The sequence below is a fragment of the Pseudomonas sp. FG36 genome, assembly GCF_057809275.1.
The window spans coordinates 13,092-30,015 of the sequence record NZ_JBMDJQ010000041.1 but is presented as its reverse complement, the minus strand read 5'-3'; the positions used below and the strand labels follow the sequence as shown (position 1 = coordinate 30,015).

Here is a 16,924-nt window from a genome sequence, read left to right as displayed (position 1 = left end):
TCGCTACCCTCGCCTTAGTGTGCCGCGGCCTGTTGCGCCTGGGCCGGCTGCACCGGCATGCCCGGGGCAAGGCCGGCCGGGCCGCCGACGATGACCTGGTCACCGGCGCGCAGGCCCTCGGTGATCTGCCAGCGCGAGCCGTGCATCCCGCCGGTGCGCACGCTGCGCGCCTCGGCCAGGTTGCCGGTGCCGACCACCAGCACCCGCGCCTCGCCATCGCTGCCGCGCTGCACCGCGCGCTGCGGCACCAGGATGGCCTGCTGGTCGGTGCCCTGTGGGGTGCGCACGCGCACATACATGCCCGGCAGCAGGATGCCATCGGCATTGTCGAAGCGACCGCGCAAGGTGACCTGGCCGGTGCCACGGTCGACCGCCACGTCGGTGAACATCAGCGCGCCCTGGCGCTGGTAGTCGGTGCCTTCCACCTGGGCGGTCAGCGCCTTGTCGTCGCCAGCGCCGAGCGCGCCGTCCTTGAGGGCCTGACGCAGACGCAGGGCTTCGGCGGCGGACTGGGTAAAGTCGACGTAGATCGGATCGAGCTGCTGGATGCGCGCCATCAAGGTGGCGTCGCCCTGCCCGACCAGGGCGCCTTCGGTGGCCAGGGCGCGGCCGATGCGGCCGGAGATCGGCGCGGTGACCGTGGCATAGCCCAGGTTCAGGCGCGCGGTCTGCACGTCGGCCTGGGCCGAGCGCACGGCCGCCTGGGCGCTGCGCAGCTCGGCGCTGGCGGTGTCGAAGTCCTGCTGGCTGACCGCCTCGATCTTGACCAGCGGCTCATAGCGCTTGACCCGTGCCTGGGCCTCCTGCTGCACCGCCTGGGCCCGCGCAAGGTCGGCCTCGACACGCGCCAGGGCAGCCTTGAACGGTGCCGGGTCGATCTGGAACAGCACATCGCCGGCCTTGACGTCGGCGCCTTCCTCGAAACGCTTGTGCAGGACAATGCCGGCCACCCGGGCACGCACCTCGGCCACCCGCATCGGTTCGACCCGGCCCGGCAGGGTCGCGGCCAGGGCCAGCTGTTCGCTGGCCAGCGTCACGGTCTCCACCGGAAATGCCGTTTCAGTCGCGGCCTGCTGTTCTTCAGCCGCTCCGCAGCCGGCCAGTGCTACCGCCACTGCCAGCCAGCTGACCATCCCTATTGCACGCAAATTGCTCATGAACTCACCCGAGCCGTTAACTAAAATTGGCGCGGATGGTACTTACACATTCGATTTGAGTCAATTTAGTCTCATTTGAGGTTTTTGTGAAATGTTGTAATCACCTCTCCAGTCGTCGGCTAAGCGCAGCCTGGCTCCATGGCAGGCGTCAAATGAACACAACCTGCTGAGGAGATCCCCATGACCTTCCATGCCGTGGCCAGCCTCGACCAGCTTGATGAACACCGTCCCCTGCGCGTCCAGGCCGGCACCGAAGACATCGTCCTGGTACGCCAGGGCGAGCGGGTGCGTGCCTACCAGGCCAACTGCCCGCATGAGGGCGCGCCACTGGAGCAAGGCGCGGTCTGTGGTGGGTTGCTGATCTGCCCCTGGCACAAGGCCGCCTTCACCGTGGACGAGGGCGCGGTGTGCGAGCCACCGGCGCTGGCCGGTCTGCGCCGGCATGCCGTGCAGGTCAGGGACGGCCAGGTATGGGTGGACGACCAACCACTGCCCGAGGCCGATGCGCCGCGCCACAGCGACGCGCGCACCTTCGTCGTGGTGGGTGCCGGCGCCGCCGGGGCAGCCGCCATCGCCACCTTGCTCGACCATGGCTTTGCCGGCCGCCTGTTGTGGGTCGACCAGGAACAGCCGAACGCCTACGATCGCACCGCCCTCAGCAAATTCGTCATCGCCGGGCAGATGCCGGTGGACGAAGTAGCCTCACTGCTCGCCCCAGTCGACCTGCACCGAGGCCAGCTGCAGCGCATTTACGGCAAGGTACGCGCGCTGGATGCCGGCAAGCGCGTGATCAGCCTGGCCGACGGCCAGCAGTTGAAGTACGACGCCGCCCTACTGGCCACCGGCGGCAAGCCCAACCGCCCCCAGCTCCCCGGCGTGCAACTGCCCGGCATCTGCGTACTGCGCTCGCGCACCGATGCCGCGCAGTTGCTCGACCTGGCCGAGCCGGGCCAGCCGGTGGTGATCGTCGGCGACGGTTTCATCGGCCTGGAGGCCGCCAGCGCCCTGCGCAAGTACGGCCTGCAGGTGCATGTGGTCACGCGCCACGCCATCCCGCTGGCCCGGCAGTTGGGCGAGCGCATCGGCCAGACCCTGCGCGAGCTGCATGAGCGCAAGGGTGTGCAGTTCCACGGGCCGACCGAGGTGATCGGCTTCGACGGCCACGAGCGCGTCGAGGCCGTGCTGCTGGCCAATGGCGAGCGCCTGGAAACCGCGCTGGTGCTGCTGGGCACCGGCGTCACCCCGGCCACCCGTTTCGTCCAGGGCCTGGCCCTGGCCGAAGACCATTCGCTCACGGTGGATGCGCACCTGCAGGCCGCCGACGGCCTGTGGGCGGCCGGCGATATCGCCACCTTCCCCCTGGCTGGCCGGCCGGTGCGCATCGAGCATTGGCGCCTGGCCCAGCAGCACGGCGTGATCGCCGCCGCCAACATGCTCGGCGAGCGGCGCCGCTACGACGACGTGCCGTTCTTCTGGACCTACCAGCACGGGCGCACCTACGAAGTGCTCGGGCATGCCAGCGGCTGGAACCGTATCGAGTACGTCGGCTCGCCGGAACAGGGCGACTTCATCGCCCTGCAGTGCCTGGACGACCAGGTCGAGGCGATGATCGCCAAGGGCTATTCACGGGCCATGGCCGTGCTGTCGCAGCGCATGAAGCGGCCGCTGTCGAGCCGCGAGGCGCGTGAGCTGATCGATGCCTGGCCAGAGGGATGAGCCATTCGCCAGGGCCTGGAAACGGCGCCTGGCCCGCGCTTTCAAAGCAGGGCGGAACTGTGTAAAAGAGGGGAACCCCTCTCAGGATGTCAGAAAAGGATTATCTGCAATGATCTACCGCCCCCTCGGCCACTCCGGCCTGCAAGTCTCGGCCCTGACGCTCGGCAGCATGATGTTCGGTGAACAGACCAGCACCGAAGACTCGCTGCGCATCATCGACAAGGCCTGGGACCAGGGCATCAACTTCGTCGACACCGCCGATGTCTACAATGGCGGCCGCTCCGAGGAGATCGTCGGCGAGGCGGTGGCGCGCAACCGTCACGAGTGGATCATCGCCTCCAAGGCCGGCTATGGCCCGGTCGATGGCCTGCCGAACCGCAGCGGCCTGTCGCGCAAACACCTGTTCAATGCCATCGAGGCCACCCTCACGCGCATGGGCACCGACTACCTGGACATCTACTACCTGCACCGCGAGGACCATTCGGTACCGCTGGAAGAAACCGTGCGCGCCATCGGCGACCTGCTGGCGCAAGGCAAGATCCGCTACTGGGGCGTGTCCAACTTCCGCGGCTGGCGCATCGCCGAGATCTGCAACGTGGCGCAAAGGCTCGGGGTGGCCAAGCCGGTGGTCAGCCAGCCGCTGTACAACATCGTCAACCGCCAGGCCGAGCCCGAACAACTCACCGCCGCCGCCTACCATGGCCTGGGCGTGGTGCCGTTCAGCCCGCTGGCCCGTGGCGTGCTCAGCGGCAAGTACGCGCCAGGCTCCACTCCCGACGAAGGCAGCCGTGCCGGCCGCCAGGACAAGCGCATCATGGAAGTGGAATGGCGCCAGGAATCGCTGACCATCGCCCAGAAGATCCATGCCTATACCGAGGCCAAGGGCGTGGGCATCGTCGAGTTCGCCATCGCCTGGGTGCTCAACAACCGCCTGGTCAGCTCGGCCATCGTCGGGCCGCGCACCGAGGCGCAGTGGGACACCTATGCCGGTGCGTTGGAGGTCAAGGTCACGGCGGAGGACGAGGCCTTCATCGATTCGCTGGTGACGCCCGGCCATGCCTCGACCCCGGGCTTCAACGATGTCGCCCACTTCGTCAGCGGGCGCCTGGCACGCTGAACCGGCCTGGGCAACTTCTTTGGGAGCGGGCAAGCCGCTCCCTCAGCGGTGCCCAATGGCGGTCCGCGCCGATTACTGGCATTGTGTGCCTTTCCCAGCGCAAAGGACCCGCTCCATGGCCCTGCACCTCTGGTTGACCTTCTCCTTCGCCTACCTGCTCACCTCGCTGCTCCCCGGCCCGAATGTCCTGCTCACCGTGCGCAATGCCTTGCGCTACGGCCCTTCCGGCATGGGCATGACCCTGTTCGGCAACCTCACCGCGCAACTGCTGACGATCACCGCCGTGGCCATGGGCGTGGGCGCCCTGCTGATCTCGTTGCCCACGGCGTTCCTGGTGCTGAAGCTGGCTGGCGCCGCTTACCTGATCTACCTCGGCCTGCGCCAGTTGCTGGGTAAAGGAACCCCCAGCGCACCGGCGGCGCAGGTGGCCGCGACGCCGCCTCAGACGCAATGGCGGATCGCCGTGGAAGCCTTCCTGGTCTCGGCGAGCAACCCAAAGACCCTGGTATTTTTCTGCGCCTTCCTGCCGCAGTTCCTCGAGCCCGGGCGGCCGATCTTCGGCCAGTTCGCGGCCATGTACCTGAGCGGCTCGCTGATCGTCTGCCTGGTGCATTCCTTCTACTGCTTCACCGCCTGGCGCTTCGGCCTGCGCCTGAAGGCTTCGCCCCTGGCGGCCTGGTTCAAGCGCGCCAGCGGCGCGCTGTTCATCGGCCTGGGCGTGCGCCTGCTCAACACCCGGGCGGTGTAGGCCTCACTCGCTCGCCAGCATGGCCAGGGTGGCGATCATCGCCAGCACGGCGAACCCGCATGCCACGTAGCCCAGGGCGCCCAGACCCAGGACCTGGATCGTCGCGCCGCCCAACGCCGCACCGGCGGCGATACCGGCATTGGCCGCCGACACGTTCAAGGTCCCGGCCAAGGCCTGGGCCTTGGCGCCGGCCTGCATCACCCGCACCTGACAGACCGGGAACAGCGCCGTGTAGGCGATGCCCCACAGCACCAGCGCGCCTCCCAGCAGCCATGCCGTACCGAGTAACGGGGTGACCGCGCCCATGCCCAGCGCCAGCATCGCCAACAGCAGCAGGGTCGCCCGCAACGGGCTGCGATCGACGATGCGCCCGGCCAGGCCGTTGCCGAGCATGCCGACCACGCCGAAGCCCATCAGCCACCAGCCCACTTCGCCGGCCGGCACGGCGGCCAGCTGTTCAAGCGTCTCGGCCAGGTAGGTGTAGGCAGTGAACATGGCGGTGAATACCAGTGCCGAGAGCAGCACATGGGCGATGAAACGGCGGTCCTTGAGGATTACCGTCTGCCGCTCCCCCGGCGCACGGGTGGGTGCCGCCGGCAGAGTCGGCAGCCACGCCCACATCAACAGCGCCACCAGCAGGCACAGCCCGGCGAGCAACGCGAAACTGCCACGCCAGCCGACCAGCCCGGCGGCCAGCGTGCCCAATGGAATGCCGAAGACAAATGCCGCAGTGATGCCCAGGTACACCCGTGACACCGCCCAGCCCTCGCGCCCCGCCCCGGCCAATTGCCCGGCGCTTTCGCTGGCGGTGCCCCAATACACCGGCAAGGCCAGCGCGGCGATAAAGCGTGCCAATGCCAGCACCCAGATGTTCGGCGCCAGCGCCGACAGCGCGTTGGACGCGGCGAACACCAGCAGGATGGCGATGAACAGTCCCTTGCGCGGCACTGCCGACAGCCAGGCGGTAAGCGGCGGCCCGAACAACATCACGGTCACGGCGAACAGCGTGACCAACTGGCCCGCGCCCGCGACCGACAGGCCAAGGTCGCGGGCCAGCGCTGGCAGCAGGCCGAGAATCAGAAATTCGGTGGTCAGTACCGCGAAGCCGCCGATGGCGAACAGGCCGATGGACAACCCCGTACGCGGCGCTGGGCGCGTGAGGGTGGCGTGGGTCAGGCTGGAAGTGGACATCGGCTGCGATCCTGGTTGAATGGCAGGCCAGCTTAATCTGGAAATACATTCCGATTACTGGTAGTTATTCCTTTATCAAGTGAATGAAATTCAGCAATAAAAGGCCTCGCCATGTCTGCCTCGGAACGCCTCAAGGACATCGACTTCTTCGTCAGCGTGGCCAACGCTGGCAGCTTCATCGCCGCCGCCGAACGCATGAACCTCACCAGTTCCGCCGTGAGCAAGGGCGTCGCGCGCCTGGAAAAACGCCTGCAGGTGCGCCTGTTCGAACGCACCACCCGGCGCCTGGCCCTGACCGACAGCGGCGCCGACTACTACCGCGCGTGCACTCGCGTGCTGGCGGACATCGAGGAAGCCGAGCTGGCCCTCAACGACGAACACCAGACGCCCTGCGGCAAGCTGCGCATCGACCTGCCAGCCACCTTCGGCCGTCTGCACGGGCTCCCCGCGGTACTGGACTTCGCCGCGCGGCATCCACGGCTGCAACCGCACATCACCCTCTCCGATCGCTTCGTCGACCTGGTCGAGGACGCCATCGACATCGTCGTGCGCATCGGCGGACCACAAACCTGGCAGCCAGGCATCGAGCACCGTTACCTGGGCAGCCAGCGCCTGGTGTTCTGCGCCGCCCCCGCCTACCTGGCCCGCCACGGCACACCCCACGACCTGCAGCAACTGCAGGCCCAGGGCTGCGTGCTCTATGCCTGCGCAGACGGCAGCACGCCGGCCCTGCACTTTGCCGGCGCCCGCCCGGGCCTGACGCAGCTGCGCGGCATGCCCGGGCGCCTGGCCATCGGCGATGCCGAAGGCCAGGCGCTAGCTGTCAGCGCCGGGCACGGCATCGCCCAGTTGCCGACCTGGCTGGTGCAGCGCCAGCTCGATGCCGGGACGCTGCAGCAGGTACTGCCGGCGTATGCGATGGAAGGATTGCCGATCAACCTGGCCTGGCGCCGCAACCGCGGACACCTGCCCAAGGTGAGCGCGATGGTCCAGGCCCTGGCCGAACGCCTGGGGCCGCTGATTCAGGGCTGACCCAGGTCAAGCGCCACTGCTGATACTCACAGGAAGGTAAATACCTGCCCCGCCGCCAACCGCGACTTGCTCAGCCCGGCATTGAAATCCTCCTCGCTGCGATAGCCCAGGCTGAGCAGCACCACGCTGGTGTAGCCCTGCTCGCGCAGGCCCAGTTCGGCGTCCAGGGCCTTGGCGTCGAAGCCTTCGATCGGCGTGGCGTCCAGGCCATGGGCGGCGGCGCCCAGCAGCGCGGTGCCCAGGGCCAGGTAGACCTGCTTCTCCATCCAGTGCTGCAGGTCCTTGAAGTCATGGCGGTGCAGGTCGACATAACCGCGACGGGTCTGGTCCTGGACTTCGCGGGCCTGCTCGTTGCGGAAGCGGCCATCGGCGGCTTCCTGCCCCAGCACCGCCTGCAAGTGGGCTTCGGTCATGTTGGTACGGGCGGCGAACACGATCACATGGGAGGCATCGCGCAGCTTCGGGCTGTTGTAGGCGAATCGCGCATCGGTGGCCTTGGCCAGGCGCGCCTTGCCTTCGGCGCTGTCGGCCACGACGAAGTGCCAGGGCTGCGAATTGACCGAGGACGGGCTGTGGCGCAACTGCTCGAGCAACGCGTCGATGGTGGCCTGGGGGATTTTGCGGCTGGCGTCGTAGGCCTTGGTGGTGTAACGGCGTTTGGCGAGGGCAACGGTGTCCATCTAGGGCAATTCCTCAAGGGTTCGTGAATGAATGGCATCTTATCTTCCCGACCGCAAAGAAAAACCAGCACAATGCAGCAACACTTTCATCCCTGGAGTGAAAATGCTGCGCATCAACGACCTCGAACTGTTCGCCCGTGCCAGCGCCCTGGGTAGCTTCACCGCCGCGGCCCACGAGGCCGACCTGCTGCCCGGCCAGGTGGCCGCGGCGATCAAGCGCCTGGAACGCGAGCTCGATGTGCGCCTGTTCGCCCGCACCACCCGCAGCCTGCGCCTGACCGCCGAAGGCGAGCTGTACCTGCCCACCGCCCAGCGCGTGATCGATGCCCTGCGCCAGGGCCGCGAGGACCTGCATGGCAGCCACAGCTGCCTGCGCGGCGTGTTGCAGGTGGCGGCGCCCTCGGACATGGGCCGCAACCTGCTGCGGCCCTGGCTCAGTGCATTTCGCCGCGAGCACCCAGGGCTGGGCCTGCGCTTCTTCCTCTCCGACCAGTTGGCCGACCTGTACCGCGATCCGGTGGATGTCGCCATCCGCTACGGCCAGAACGAGGACGCCAACTACATCGCCCTGCCCCTGGCGCCGTGGAATCGCCGGGTGCTGGCGGCCTCGCCGGACTACCTGGCGCGCCATGGCCGCCCGCTGACCCCCGAGGACCTGCAGCAACACGACTGCCTGCTGTACCTGCAGCAAAGCCGGGTGTACGACAAATGGCGCCTGGGCAACCGCACCGTGCAGGTGCGCGGGCCGCTGTTCAGTGACGATGCCGACGTGGTGCGGCGCTGGGCGCTGGAAGGCGAAGGCATCGTCTACAAGTCGTGGCTGGATGTCAGCGCCGATGTCGCCGCCGGCGAGCTGGAGCTGCTGCTGCCCGAATACCCCGGCGAGCTGACCCCGGTGACCCTGGTGTGCCCGCACCGCAAGCAGCTCACCCCCGCCGTGGCCCAGTTGCACCTGTGGCTGCGCGAGCGTTTCGCCGCGCTGCGCCCGGACGACATGTTGCAGCCGTTGTCGCCGGGCGTATAGTGCATCCACCCCCGACCGCAAGGAGCTGTCATTCATGCCGAGCCTGGAATTTCTCGTCACCGCGCTGATCATCGTGCTGATCCCCGGCAGCGGGGTCATCCTCACCGTATCGAGCGCCCTGGTGGCCGGGCGACGCGCCTGCCTGTGGACCGCCACCGGCTGTACCCTGGGCATCGTCCCACACCTGCTGGCCTCGGTGCTGGGGCTCTCGGCGCTGCTGCACACCAGCGCCCTGGCCTTCCAGGGCCTCAAGTTCGCCGGCGTCGCCTACCTGCTGTACCTGGCCTACGCCACCTGGCGCGACCGTGCGGCCTTCGCCGTGGACGCGCACGCCACCCCCGCCGCCGCCAGCCAATTGGTGATCAAAGCCTGCCTGCTGAATATCCTCAACCCCAAGCTGACGCTGTTCTTCCTCGCCTTCCTGCCGCAGTTCATCGTCCCGCAGGCCGGCTCCGCGACCGTGCAGATGCTCAGCCTCAGCGCGGTGTTCATGGCCATGACCTTCGTCGTCTTCGTCCTCTATGGCCTGCTCGCCCACCTGTTCCGCCGCGCCGTGATCGACTCACCGAAGGTGCAGGCCTGGTTGCGCCGCGGCTTCGCCGCCTCATTCGCCGGGCTTGGCCTCAACCTGGCACTGGCGCAGCGCTGAAGGCTGCACAATCGTTCTAAACGCCCGGGCCGTTTGTGCGTTAAGGTCATCCATCGACCACCCACACGGCCCGCCTCCATGAGCAACTGGATCGACCTCAGACAGGACGCCGACACCGGCATCGAGTCGGTCCGCGCCCATTTCACCGGCCACGCCTACGACCCGCACTGGCACGACAGCTTCCTGGTCGGGGTGACCGAACAGGGCGTGCAGCAGTTCAACTGCCGCCGCGAACGCCATTGCAGCACGCCCGGCCAGGTGTTTGTGCTCGAGCCTGGCGACCTGCATGACGGCCATGCGCCGACCGTGGAAGGCTTCACCTATTCGACCCTGTACCTGGACGCCAACTGGCTGGAAACCGAACTGCGCGCCCTGTTCGAGCACACCCCCTCAGGCGCCCTGCCCAGCTTCGGCACCCTGCTGCACCAGGATCCGCGCCTGGCCGGCGCGACCGCCCGGGCCTTCGAGACGGTGCACTATAGCGACCTGCGCATCGTCCGCCAGACCGCCCTGGACGATCTGCTGGGCTGTCTCACCGGGCACCTGCACTGGCGCAAACGCCTGGACCCCGATCCACGCCTGCCGCTGTGCGCCCAGGTCGCCCGCGACTATCTGCATGCGCACCTGGACCAGGACATCGGCCTGGCCGAGCTGGCACAGGTCTGCGGCGTCGACCGCTTCCGCCTGACCCGGGCGTTCAAGGCAGCCTTCGGCCTGGCGCCGCATGCCTACCTGATTCAGCTGCGCCTGGCCCGCGCGCGGCGGCTGCTGGCCCTGGGCGAAACGCCGGCCAGCGTCGCCACCGCCCTGGGCTTTGCCGACCAGAGCCACCTGGGCCGCTGGTTCCGCCGCGCCTACCGGCTGACCCCGGCGGACTACCGCAAGCGCTGCTCAAACCTTCCAGACTGAAGCCGCGCTGGCCGCGACCATGGTGCTTCGATCACACGGAGCCATGACCATGTCGCACTCGCTGTTGCCCTTCATCCTGTTTGCCCTGGCCGCCAGCATCAGCCCCGGGCCGACCAACCTGTTGATCCTCGCCCACGGTGCCCGGCGCGGCTTGCGCGCCAGCCTGGCACCGATCATGGCGGCCTGCTGCGCGGCAGCGGCGGTGGTGTGGCTGGTGGGAATGGGGCTGGGCGCGTTGCTGCTGCGCTATCCCCTGGCGCAAATGGCCATGAGCTGGGCCGGCGCCCTGTGGCTCAGCTGGCTGGCCTGGAAGATGCTGCGCAGCGCCAGCGCCCCCTTGCTGGCGGGCAGCGACGGTGGCCTTGGCCCACTGAGCGCGGCGACCCTGCAGGTGGTCAACCCCAAGGTTTGGGTGACGGCGGTGGCGATGGTCGGCCTGTTCGCCACCCCGGCACTGCCGATGGGCTGGCTGGCCCTGGTGTTCCTGCTGGTCGCCCTGCCCAGCATGACCGCCTGGGCATTGATGGGCATCGGCAGCGCACGCTGGTTGCGCTCGTCGCGGGCCTTGCGCCTGTTCAACCAGGGTCTGGCGGGGTTGCTGCTGGTGTCGGCCTGGTCGGCCTTGCTGGTATGAGCGCCGTTCAAGTGCGCCCGGCGCTGGCGGTGCGCAGGCGCATCCCCAGGCGCGGCCCGAACACGTTGATCAACAGGCCCAGCATCACCAGCAGCGCGCCCCAGCCTTGCGCCTCGCTCAGGCGCTCGCCCAGCAGCAGCGCCGCGGAGCTCAGGCCCACCACCGGCACCAGCAACGAGAACGGCGCCACCTTGCCCGCCGGGTGGCGCGACAACAGTTTGCTCCACAGGCTGTAGCCGACCATGGTGGCGACGAACGCCAGGTACACCAGGGCCAGCACCGAACTCCAGCCGATGTTGGCCAGGGCATGGCCAATGCGCTCGGGGCCTTCCAGCCACCACGACAGCACCAGGAACGGCAGCGGCGGAATCAGCCCGCCCCAGATCACCAGGGCGACCAGGTCCACCTGGCCGAAACGCCGGGTGATGATGTTGCCCATGCCCCACATGGCGCCGCCGCACAGGGTCAGCAGCAGCGCGACCAGCGGCACGTGGCCGCTGTCCTCGCTACCGATCACCGCCAGGCCGCTGGCGGCCACCAGCAGGCCAAGCACACTGGCCAGGCGCAGCCGCTCGCCGAGAAACATCGCGGCGAAGCCCAGGGTGAAGAACGCCTGGGACTGCAGCACCAGCGAGGCCAGCCCAGGCGGCATGCCACTGGCCATGGCCTGGAAGAGGAAGGCGAACTGGCCCAGGGAAATGGTTGCGCCATAGGCGATCAGCCAGCGCCACGGCAGGTTCGGGCGCTTGATCAGGAACACCGCCGGGAAGGCCACCAGCAGGAAACGCAGCGCCCCGAGCAGCATCGGCGGCAGGCCGTCGAGCCCCACCTTGATGACCACGAAGTTGACGCCCCAGGCGATGATCACCACCAGGGCGATCAGCAGGTCCTTGAGTGGCATTGCAGGCATTCCTTCTTCAGGCTTGTTATAGACATATTTGGTTACAGCATACGGGCATCACGCCGCCGCGGACCAGCACAGTTGCGTACCAGCCTTGTGTAACAGTCGGCTGTGATGGCCGGCGAAAGCCCGCGATCGCCCTGCGCAAGCTTCACTTGACCAGACTTGTATATACATGCTCATATCGGGCTTCGGCCATCCGCCCTGCGTCCCGCCGATAGCCGCCGCCTTTCACAAAAACAACGAAGCGGAGCCTCCCGATGTCCAGCAAACCCGTGATCGAGCGCCGCTCGATCGACTACATCCCCGAGTCTGAGCGCCATGGACGCGTCTACAGCCAATTCACCCTGTGGCTGGGAGCCAACCTGCAGATTACCGCGATCGTCACCGGCGCCCTGGCCGTGGTGCTGGGCGGCGACGTGTTCTGGTCGTTGATCGGCCTTTTGCTCGGGCAACTGGTCGGCGGCGCGGTGATGGCCCTGCATGCCGCCCAGGGTCCGCGCTTGGGGCTGCCGCAGATGATTTCCAGCCGCGTGCAGTTCGGCGTGTACGGCGCGGCCATCCCCATGGCCCTGGTGTGCCTGATGTACCTGGGCTTTACCGCCACCGGCACGGTGCTGTCCGGCCAGGCCATCGGCCAGTTGCTGAGCATCAGCGACAGCGCCGGCATCCTCATCTTCGCCGGGGTGATCGTGCTGGCAACCCTGGCCGGCTACCGGGTGATCCACTGGATCGGCCGGGTGGCCAGCGTGCTGGGGATCATCGCCTTCGTCTACCTGTTCAGCCGCATCCTGATGCTGGCAGATATCGGCCAGCTCCTCGACAACCGCCACTTCAGCTGGGCCAGCTTCCTGCTCGCTGTGTCGCTGGCGGCCTCCTGGCAGATCGCCTTCGGCCCTTACGTGGCCGACTATTCGCGCTACCTGCCCAGCCACACCTCGCCGCTCAAGACCTTCCTCGCCGCCGGCCTGGGCTCGGTGCTCGGCGCCCAGGCCTCGATGATCCTCGGCGTGTTCGCCGCGGCCATCGCCGGTGGCCAGTTCTCCGGCCGCGAGGTGGCCTATATCGTCGGCCTGGGCGGTGCCGGTACCACGGCGGCGCTGCTGTACTTCTGCATCGCCTTCGGCAAGGTGACCATCTCGACCCTCAACAGCTACGGCAGCTTCATGTGCATCGCCACGATCATCAGCGGCTTCCGTGGCCACCTGCAGATCAGCCGTGCGCAGCGCCTGGTGTTCGTGCTCGGCATCGTCGGCGCGGCGACCCTGGTCGCGCTGCTCGGGCAGCACTCGTTCCTCAGCGCGTTCAAGTCGTTCATCCTGTTCCTGCTGACCTTCTTCGTGCCCTGGAGCGCGGTGAACCTGGTGGACTACTACTTCATCACCAAGGAACGCTATGACATTCCGGCACTGGCCGACCCGGATGGTCGCTACGGGCGCTGGAACTGGCCAGGCATCGGCGTGTACACCTTCGGCGTGCTGGTGCAGATGCCGTTCATCGACACCAAGCTGTACACCGGGCCCATGGTCGCGCACCTGGGCGGCGTGGACGTGTCGTGGCTGATCGGCCTGGTGGTACCCAGCGTGCTGTACTACTGCGTGGCGCGCCGTCGGGCGGCCCAGGCACCGGCAAGCATGATCGTGCCGCAGACCCATTGAGCTGAACGCCCTCAAGCCTGGGAGCGGCGCAGCGCCGCTCCCAGGCTGCATCTGGCCAAAACAGCGCTGTCATCTTTCAGTCAGATCTCTGTCGTAATCTGCGGTGCAACTCTGTGCCACAGGTCTCCGGCATGCCTCGCCTGCTTCCCCTACTGCTGTGCCTGCTTGCAAGCCTGGCTTGCGCCGAGCCGGCGCAACTGCGTATCCAGGGCTCCAACACCATCGGCGCCGCGCTTGGCCCAGCCTTGGTGCGGGGCCTGTTGCAAGCGCAGGGCGCGAGCGCCATCGAGCGCCAACCTGGTGCCTCCGCCAACGAGACCACGCTTCACGCTGTCGATCGCAACGGCCTGCCCTTGCGCATCGACATCGCCGCCCACGGCACCAGCACCGGCTTCGCCGCGTTGGCCCGGGGCGAAGCGGACCTGGCCGCGGCCTCGCGACCGATCAGTGACAGCGAGCTGCAACAGTTGCAGGCCCTGGGCAACCTGCGCGGCGCGGGCTCGGAGCAGGTCATCGCCCTGGATGGCGTGGCGGTGATCACCCATCCGGACAACCCCCTCGCGCAACTGACCACCGCGCAATTGGCGCAGGTGTTTTCCGGTCAGTTGCAGCGCTGGGAGCAGCTGGGCGTGCCCGGTGGGGCGATCCACCTGTATGCCCGCGACGACCGCTCCGGCACCTTCGAGACCTTCAAGGCCCTGGTGCTTGCCCCGCACAACCAGGCGCTGGCCCCCCAGGCACGGCGCTTCGAATCCGCCGATGTGCTGGCCGCCCAGGTCATGGCCGACCGCCAGGCCATCGGCTTCAGCGGCCTGGGCACGGTCCACCAGGCCAAGGTGCTGGCGGTGGCCGAGGGTGACGCGCCGGCCCTGCTCCCCAGCCGCGCCTTGGTGGCCAGCGAAGACTACCCGCTGTCGCGTCGCCTGTTCTTCTACCTGCCCGCCCACGCCACGCCCCAGGCCAGGGCCCTGGCGGAGTTCGCCCAGAGCCCCGCCGGACAGGCGATCGTCGCCGACCAGGGGTTCGTCTCCCAGCAGATCAAGCCACAGCCGGTACCGGCCCAGGCCGACATGCCACCGCGCTACCGGGCACTGGCCAGCGAAGCGCAACGCCTGAGCGTCAACTTCCGCTTCCAGGAGGGCAGCGCCAGCCTCGACAACAAGGCCCTGCGCGATGTGCAACGGGTCGGCGACTACCTGCGCCAGGCCGGCAAGCTGCAGGGCAAGGTGGTGCTGGTGGGCTTCGGCGACCCCAAGGAAACACCCGGCCGCGCCGCCCTGCTGTCGCGGCTGCGGGCCATGGCGGTACGTCGCGAATTGGCCCGGGCCGGGGTCCAGGCCAGGGACGTGACGGGCATGGGCGACGAGTTGCCGGTAGCCGACAACGACCTGCAACAGGGGCGCCTGCGCAATCGCCGCGTCGAGGTGTGGGTGTACTGACCCGCTCAGCGCCCATCGGGCAGTTCGACCCGGGCCACCAGCCCGCCGCCCACGCGATTGCGCAGGGTCAGCTCGCCGCCCTGCTCGCGCACGCTGGCACGGGCGGCCGAGAGGCCGAGGCCGACGCCGCCGGTGTCGCGGTTGCGCGAGCCCTCCAGTCGGTAGAACGGCTCGAACACCTGCTGTAGGGCCTCCTCGGGAATGCCCGGACCACTGTCGCGCACCTCGATGACGATCAGGTGGGCCGCGCGGCGCAGCGTAACCTGCGGATCACGGGCATACTTCATGGCGTTTTCCAGCAGGTTGACGATCACCCGCTTGGTCGCCAGCGGACGGCCGTCATGCACCAGGTGCGCCGGGCCCGTGAAGGTGACGGCGAGCTGCTGGTCGCGGTAGTCGTCGACCAGGGTCTGCAACAGCTCCGACAGGTCGTAGGCCGTGCGCTGCTCCAGCTGCGTGCCTTCGCGGAAGAACGCCAGGGCTTCGTTGATCATGCTCTGCATTTCTTCGACATCGCGGATCAGCTTGTGCTTGTGGTCCAGGTCTTCCATGAACTCGCTGCGCAGGCGCATGCGTGTCAGCGGGGCGCGCAGGTCGTGGGAGATGGCCGCCAGCATGTGGGTACGCTCGCGAATGAAGTGCTGGATCTGCGCCTGCATGGTGTTGAAGGCGATGATCGCCTGACGGATCTCCTCGGGGCCTTCGATGGCGATGGGCGGCGCCTGCAGATCGCCGCCGAAGCGCCGCGCCGCATTCGCGAAGCGTTGCAGCGGCGCGGCCAGCTGCCGGGTGGCAAGCCAGGCCACCAGCAGGGTCGCCACCAGCCCCAGCCCGATGACCACCGCCAGCCGCGCCGGAGCGCCCATGCCCCAACTGCGCTCCGGCGGCACGAACAGCAGCCAACTGTCATCATCCAGCCCGACCAGCGCCACATAGTGCGCATCGGCGCTGCCATCAGGCCAATCGCCCGGGTTGTACACTTCGATCGGGCGTGAAGGGCCCAGCAATTGCGCCATCGCCGGCACCTGCCCGGAATTGAGCGGCACGCCCGGACCGGGCAAGCCGAAGTCTGCCCGTCGTGTGCTCCACCTTACCCGCAACGTCGGCGTGCTCGCCGCCTCGGCCAGTTGCCCGCGCAACGCTGGCGGCGCGGTCTCGATCATATGGGCGGTCACGGCGAGCTGATCGAGCAGGCCGGTGCGCTCGATGGGCGGACGCGCCCAGCTGCCGGCAAGCTGGACGAACAAGGCGTTGAACGCCAGCGAGGCCAGCAACGCAACGAAGATGGTCAGGGCAATCCGCTTGCGCAGGGTGTCGCGGCCCAGCAGACGACGGATCACGAGCGGGTCACCTTGGCGTTGAACAGGTAGCCGCCATTGCGCACGGTGCGGATCAGCTCCGGGCGCTTGCTGTCGGGCTCTATCTTGCGCCGCAGCCGGCTGACCTGCACATCGATGCTGCGGTCGTAGGCGTCGTGACCATGGCCACGGGTCAGGTCGATCAGTTGTTCACGGGTGAGGATGCGCTGCGGGTGTTCAAGGAACACCACAAGCAGGTCGAACTCCGCGCCAGACAGCGGGATCATCACCTGCTCGGGCGAGCGCAGCTCGCGGCAGGTGACGTCCAGGTGCCAGCCGGCGAAACCGATCACCGGCCTGGCCGCCTCGCCGCGCGGGGCCTGCTCGCCGGCACGGCGCTGCACGGCGCGCAGGCGGGCCAGCAGTTCGCGCGGGTCGAAAGGCTTGGTCAGGTAGTCGTCGGCGCCCAGCTCCAGGCCGATGATGCGGTCGCTCAGCTCGGCCATGGCGGTGAGCATGATGATCGGCACCCCGACCTGCGCACGCAGTTTCTGGCACAGGCTCAGGCCGCCCTCGCCCGGCAGCATCAGGTCGAGGATGATCGCGTCCGGGCGCTGGCGCTCGATGGCCGCCCACATTGCCTGGCCTTCTGCGGCCAGGTCCACCTCGTAGCCCTGCTGGACGAAGAACTTTTTCAGCAGGGCGAGGATTTCCACATCGTCATCGACGATCAGCAGTCTGCTCACGGTGGTTCAGGTCCGGAAAAAAGGC

16 protein-coding genes are annotated in these 16,924 nt (G+C 68.0%); 10 read left to right on the top strand and 6 right to left on the bottom strand.

What is annotated here, in order from left to right:
* Positions 1-14 precede the first annotated feature (14 nt).
* Positions 15-1,157, bottom strand: coding sequence for a MexC family multidrug efflux RND transporter periplasmic adaptor subunit (locus tag ACODS9_RS23325; protein WP_489094861.1), 1,143 nt, complete (start codon positions 1,155-1,157; stop codon positions 15-17).
* 180 nt (positions 1,158-1,337) lie between these two features.
* Here ACODS9_RS23325 and ACODS9_RS23320 point away from each other — a divergent pair, with 180 nt between their 5' ends.
* From ACODS9_RS23320 to ACODS9_RS23310, 3 genes are all read left to right on the top strand, one after another.
* Entirely contained in the window at positions 1,338-2,873 is a 1,536-nt protein-coding gene (locus tag ACODS9_RS23320) for an FAD-dependent oxidoreductase (protein ID WP_489094860.1), read from the top strand.
* A 109-nt stretch (positions 2,874-2,982) separates the two neighbouring features.
* Positions 2,983-3,990, top strand: coding sequence for an aldo/keto reductase (locus tag ACODS9_RS23315; RefSeq protein WP_110701497.1), 1,008 nt, complete (start codon positions 2,983-2,985; stop codon positions 3,988-3,990).
* A 115-nt stretch (positions 3,991-4,105) separates the two neighbouring features.
* Positions 4,106-4,738 carry a LysE family translocator gene (locus tag ACODS9_RS23310; protein ID WP_489094859.1) on the top strand — a complete coding sequence of 211 codons (633 nt, stop codon included), beginning with the start codon at positions 4,106-4,108 and terminating at the stop codon, positions 4,736-4,738.
* A gap of 3 nt (positions 4,739-4,741) precedes the next feature.
* Here ACODS9_RS23310 and ACODS9_RS23305 read toward each other — a convergent pair whose 3' ends face one another.
* Entirely contained in the window at positions 4,742-5,929 is a 1,188-nt protein-coding gene (locus ACODS9_RS23305) for an MFS transporter (RefSeq protein WP_489094858.1), read from the bottom strand.
* A gap of 111 nt (positions 5,930-6,040) precedes the next feature.
* Between ACODS9_RS23305 and ACODS9_RS23300 the strand changes: the two genes are divergently transcribed.
* Positions 6,041-6,961 (top strand): LysR family transcriptional regulator, encoded by a 921-nt coding sequence (locus tag ACODS9_RS23300; RefSeq protein WP_489094857.1) that lies wholly within the window; start codon positions 6,041-6,043, stop codon positions 6,959-6,961.
* 26 nt (positions 6,962-6,987) lie between these two features.
* Here the strand turns inward: ACODS9_RS23300 and nfsB are convergent, their stop codons facing one another.
* Complete coding sequence (gene nfsB / locus ACODS9_RS23295) at positions 6,988-7,641, bottom strand: oxygen-insensitive NAD(P)H nitroreductase (RefSeq protein ID WP_046855177.1); 654 nt, start codon at positions 7,639-7,641, stop codon at positions 6,988-6,990.
* Positions 7,642-7,744: 103 nt separating this feature from the next.
* Here nfsB and ACODS9_RS23290 point away from each other — a divergent pair, with 103 nt between their 5' ends.
* The 4 genes from ACODS9_RS23290 to ACODS9_RS23275 all read left to right on the top strand — a co-directional run bounded on the left by ACODS9_RS23290 (position 7,745) and on the right by ACODS9_RS23275 (position 10,857).
* On the top strand, positions 7,745-8,665 hold the full coding sequence (locus ACODS9_RS23290) for a LysR family transcriptional regulator (RefSeq protein ID WP_102682842.1): 921 nt from the start codon (positions 7,745-7,747) through the stop codon (positions 8,663-8,665).
* A gap of 34 nt (positions 8,666-8,699) precedes the next feature.
* Positions 8,700-9,314: a LysE family translocator gene (locus ACODS9_RS23285; RefSeq protein WP_038706363.1), complete on the top strand. Its 615-nt coding sequence runs from the start codon at positions 8,700-8,702 to the stop codon at positions 9,312-9,314.
* 78 nt (positions 9,315-9,392) lie between these two features.
* A complete protein-coding gene (locus ACODS9_RS23280) occupies positions 9,393-10,223 on the top strand; it encodes an AraC family ligand binding domain-containing protein (RefSeq protein WP_489094856.1) in 831 nt (276 codons plus the stop codon).
* Positions 10,224-10,272: 49 nt separating this feature from the next.
* A complete protein-coding gene (locus ACODS9_RS23275; protein ID WP_489094855.1) occupies positions 10,273-10,857 on the top strand; it encodes a LysE family translocator in 585 nt (194 codons plus the stop codon).
* Between the two features lie 7 nt (positions 10,858-10,864).
* Here the strand turns inward: ACODS9_RS23275 and ACODS9_RS23270 are convergent, their stop codons facing one another.
* Complete coding sequence (locus ACODS9_RS23270; RefSeq protein WP_489094854.1) at positions 10,865-11,758, bottom strand: EamA family transporter; 894 nt, start codon at positions 11,756-11,758, stop codon at positions 10,865-10,867.
* A gap of 260 nt (positions 11,759-12,018) precedes the next feature.
* Between ACODS9_RS23270 and ACODS9_RS23265 the strand changes: the two genes are divergently transcribed.
* Both ACODS9_RS23265 and ACODS9_RS23260 read left to right on the top strand, forming a co-directional pair.
* A complete protein-coding gene (locus tag ACODS9_RS23265; protein WP_489094853.1) occupies positions 12,019-13,416 on the top strand; it encodes a purine-cytosine permease family protein in 1,398 nt (465 codons plus the stop codon).
* A gap of 131 nt (positions 13,417-13,547) precedes the next feature.
* On the top strand, positions 13,548-14,855 hold the full coding sequence (locus ACODS9_RS23260) for a phosphate ABC transporter substrate-binding/OmpA family protein (protein ID WP_489094852.1): 1,308 nt from the start codon (positions 13,548-13,550) through the stop codon (positions 14,853-14,855).
* A 5-nt stretch (positions 14,856-14,860) separates the two neighbouring features.
* Here the strand turns inward: ACODS9_RS23260 and ACODS9_RS23255 are convergent, their stop codons facing one another.
* Positions 14,861-16,195, bottom strand: a complete 1,335-nt coding sequence (locus ACODS9_RS23255; RefSeq protein ID WP_489094851.1) for an ATP-binding protein — start codon at positions 16,193-16,195, stop codon at positions 14,861-14,863.
* Entirely contained in the window at positions 16,192-16,899 is a 708-nt protein-coding gene (locus tag ACODS9_RS23250; protein ID WP_401111404.1) for a response regulator, read from the bottom strand. The genes ACODS9_RS23255 and ACODS9_RS23250 overlap by 4 nt, the downstream gene beginning before the upstream one ends.
* Between the last annotated feature and the right edge of the window lie 25 nt (positions 16,900-16,924).

What these genes read in the sequence shown, in the direction of transcription:
- ACODS9_RS23315 (WP_110701497.1), top strand. Translation starts at nt 2,983, where the DNA reads ATGATCTACCGCCCCCTCGGCCACTCCGGCCTGCAAGTCTCGGCCCTG.
- ACODS9_RS23290 (WP_102682842.1), top strand. Translation starts at nt 7,745, where the DNA reads ATGCTGCGCATCAACGACCTCGAACTGTTCGCCCGTGCCAGCGCCCTG.
- ACODS9_RS23270 (WP_489094854.1), bottom strand. Translation starts at nt 11,758, where the DNA reads ATGCCACTCAAGGACCTGCTGATCGCCCTGGTGGTGATCATCGCCTGG.
- ACODS9_RS23325 (WP_489094861.1), bottom strand. Translation starts at nt 1,157, where the DNA reads ATGAGCAATTTGCGTGCAATAGGGATGGTCAGCTGGCTGGCAGTGGCG.
- ACODS9_RS23300 (WP_489094857.1), top strand. Translation starts at nt 6,041, where the DNA reads ATGTCTGCCTCGGAACGCCTCAAGGACATCGACTTCTTCGTCAGCGTG.
- ACODS9_RS23265 (WP_489094853.1), top strand. Translation starts at nt 12,019, where the DNA reads ATGTCCAGCAAACCCGTGATCGAGCGCCGCTCGATCGACTACATCCCC.
- nfsB (WP_046855177.1), bottom strand. Translation starts at nt 7,641, where the DNA reads ATGGACACCGTTGCCCTCGCCAAACGCCGTTACACCACCAAGGCCTAC.
- ACODS9_RS23275 (WP_489094855.1), top strand. Translation starts at nt 10,273, where the DNA reads ATGTCGCACTCGCTGTTGCCCTTCATCCTGTTTGCCCTGGCCGCCAGC.
- ACODS9_RS23320 (WP_489094860.1), top strand. Translation starts at nt 1,338, where the DNA reads ATGACCTTCCATGCCGTGGCCAGCCTCGACCAGCTTGATGAACACCGT.
- ACODS9_RS23280 (WP_489094856.1), top strand. Translation starts at nt 9,393, where the DNA reads ATGAGCAACTGGATCGACCTCAGACAGGACGCCGACACCGGCATCGAG.
- ACODS9_RS23310 (WP_489094859.1), top strand. Translation starts at nt 4,106, where the DNA reads ATGGCCCTGCACCTCTGGTTGACCTTCTCCTTCGCCTACCTGCTCACC.
- ACODS9_RS23260 (WP_489094852.1), top strand. Translation starts at nt 13,548, where the DNA reads ATGCCTCGCCTGCTTCCCCTACTGCTGTGCCTGCTTGCAAGCCTGGCT.
- ACODS9_RS23285 (WP_038706363.1), top strand. Translation starts at nt 8,700, where the DNA reads ATGCCGAGCCTGGAATTTCTCGTCACCGCGCTGATCATCGTGCTGATC.
- ACODS9_RS23305 (WP_489094858.1), bottom strand. Translation starts at nt 5,929, where the DNA reads ATGTCCACTTCCAGCCTGACCCACGCCACCCTCACGCGCCCAGCGCCG.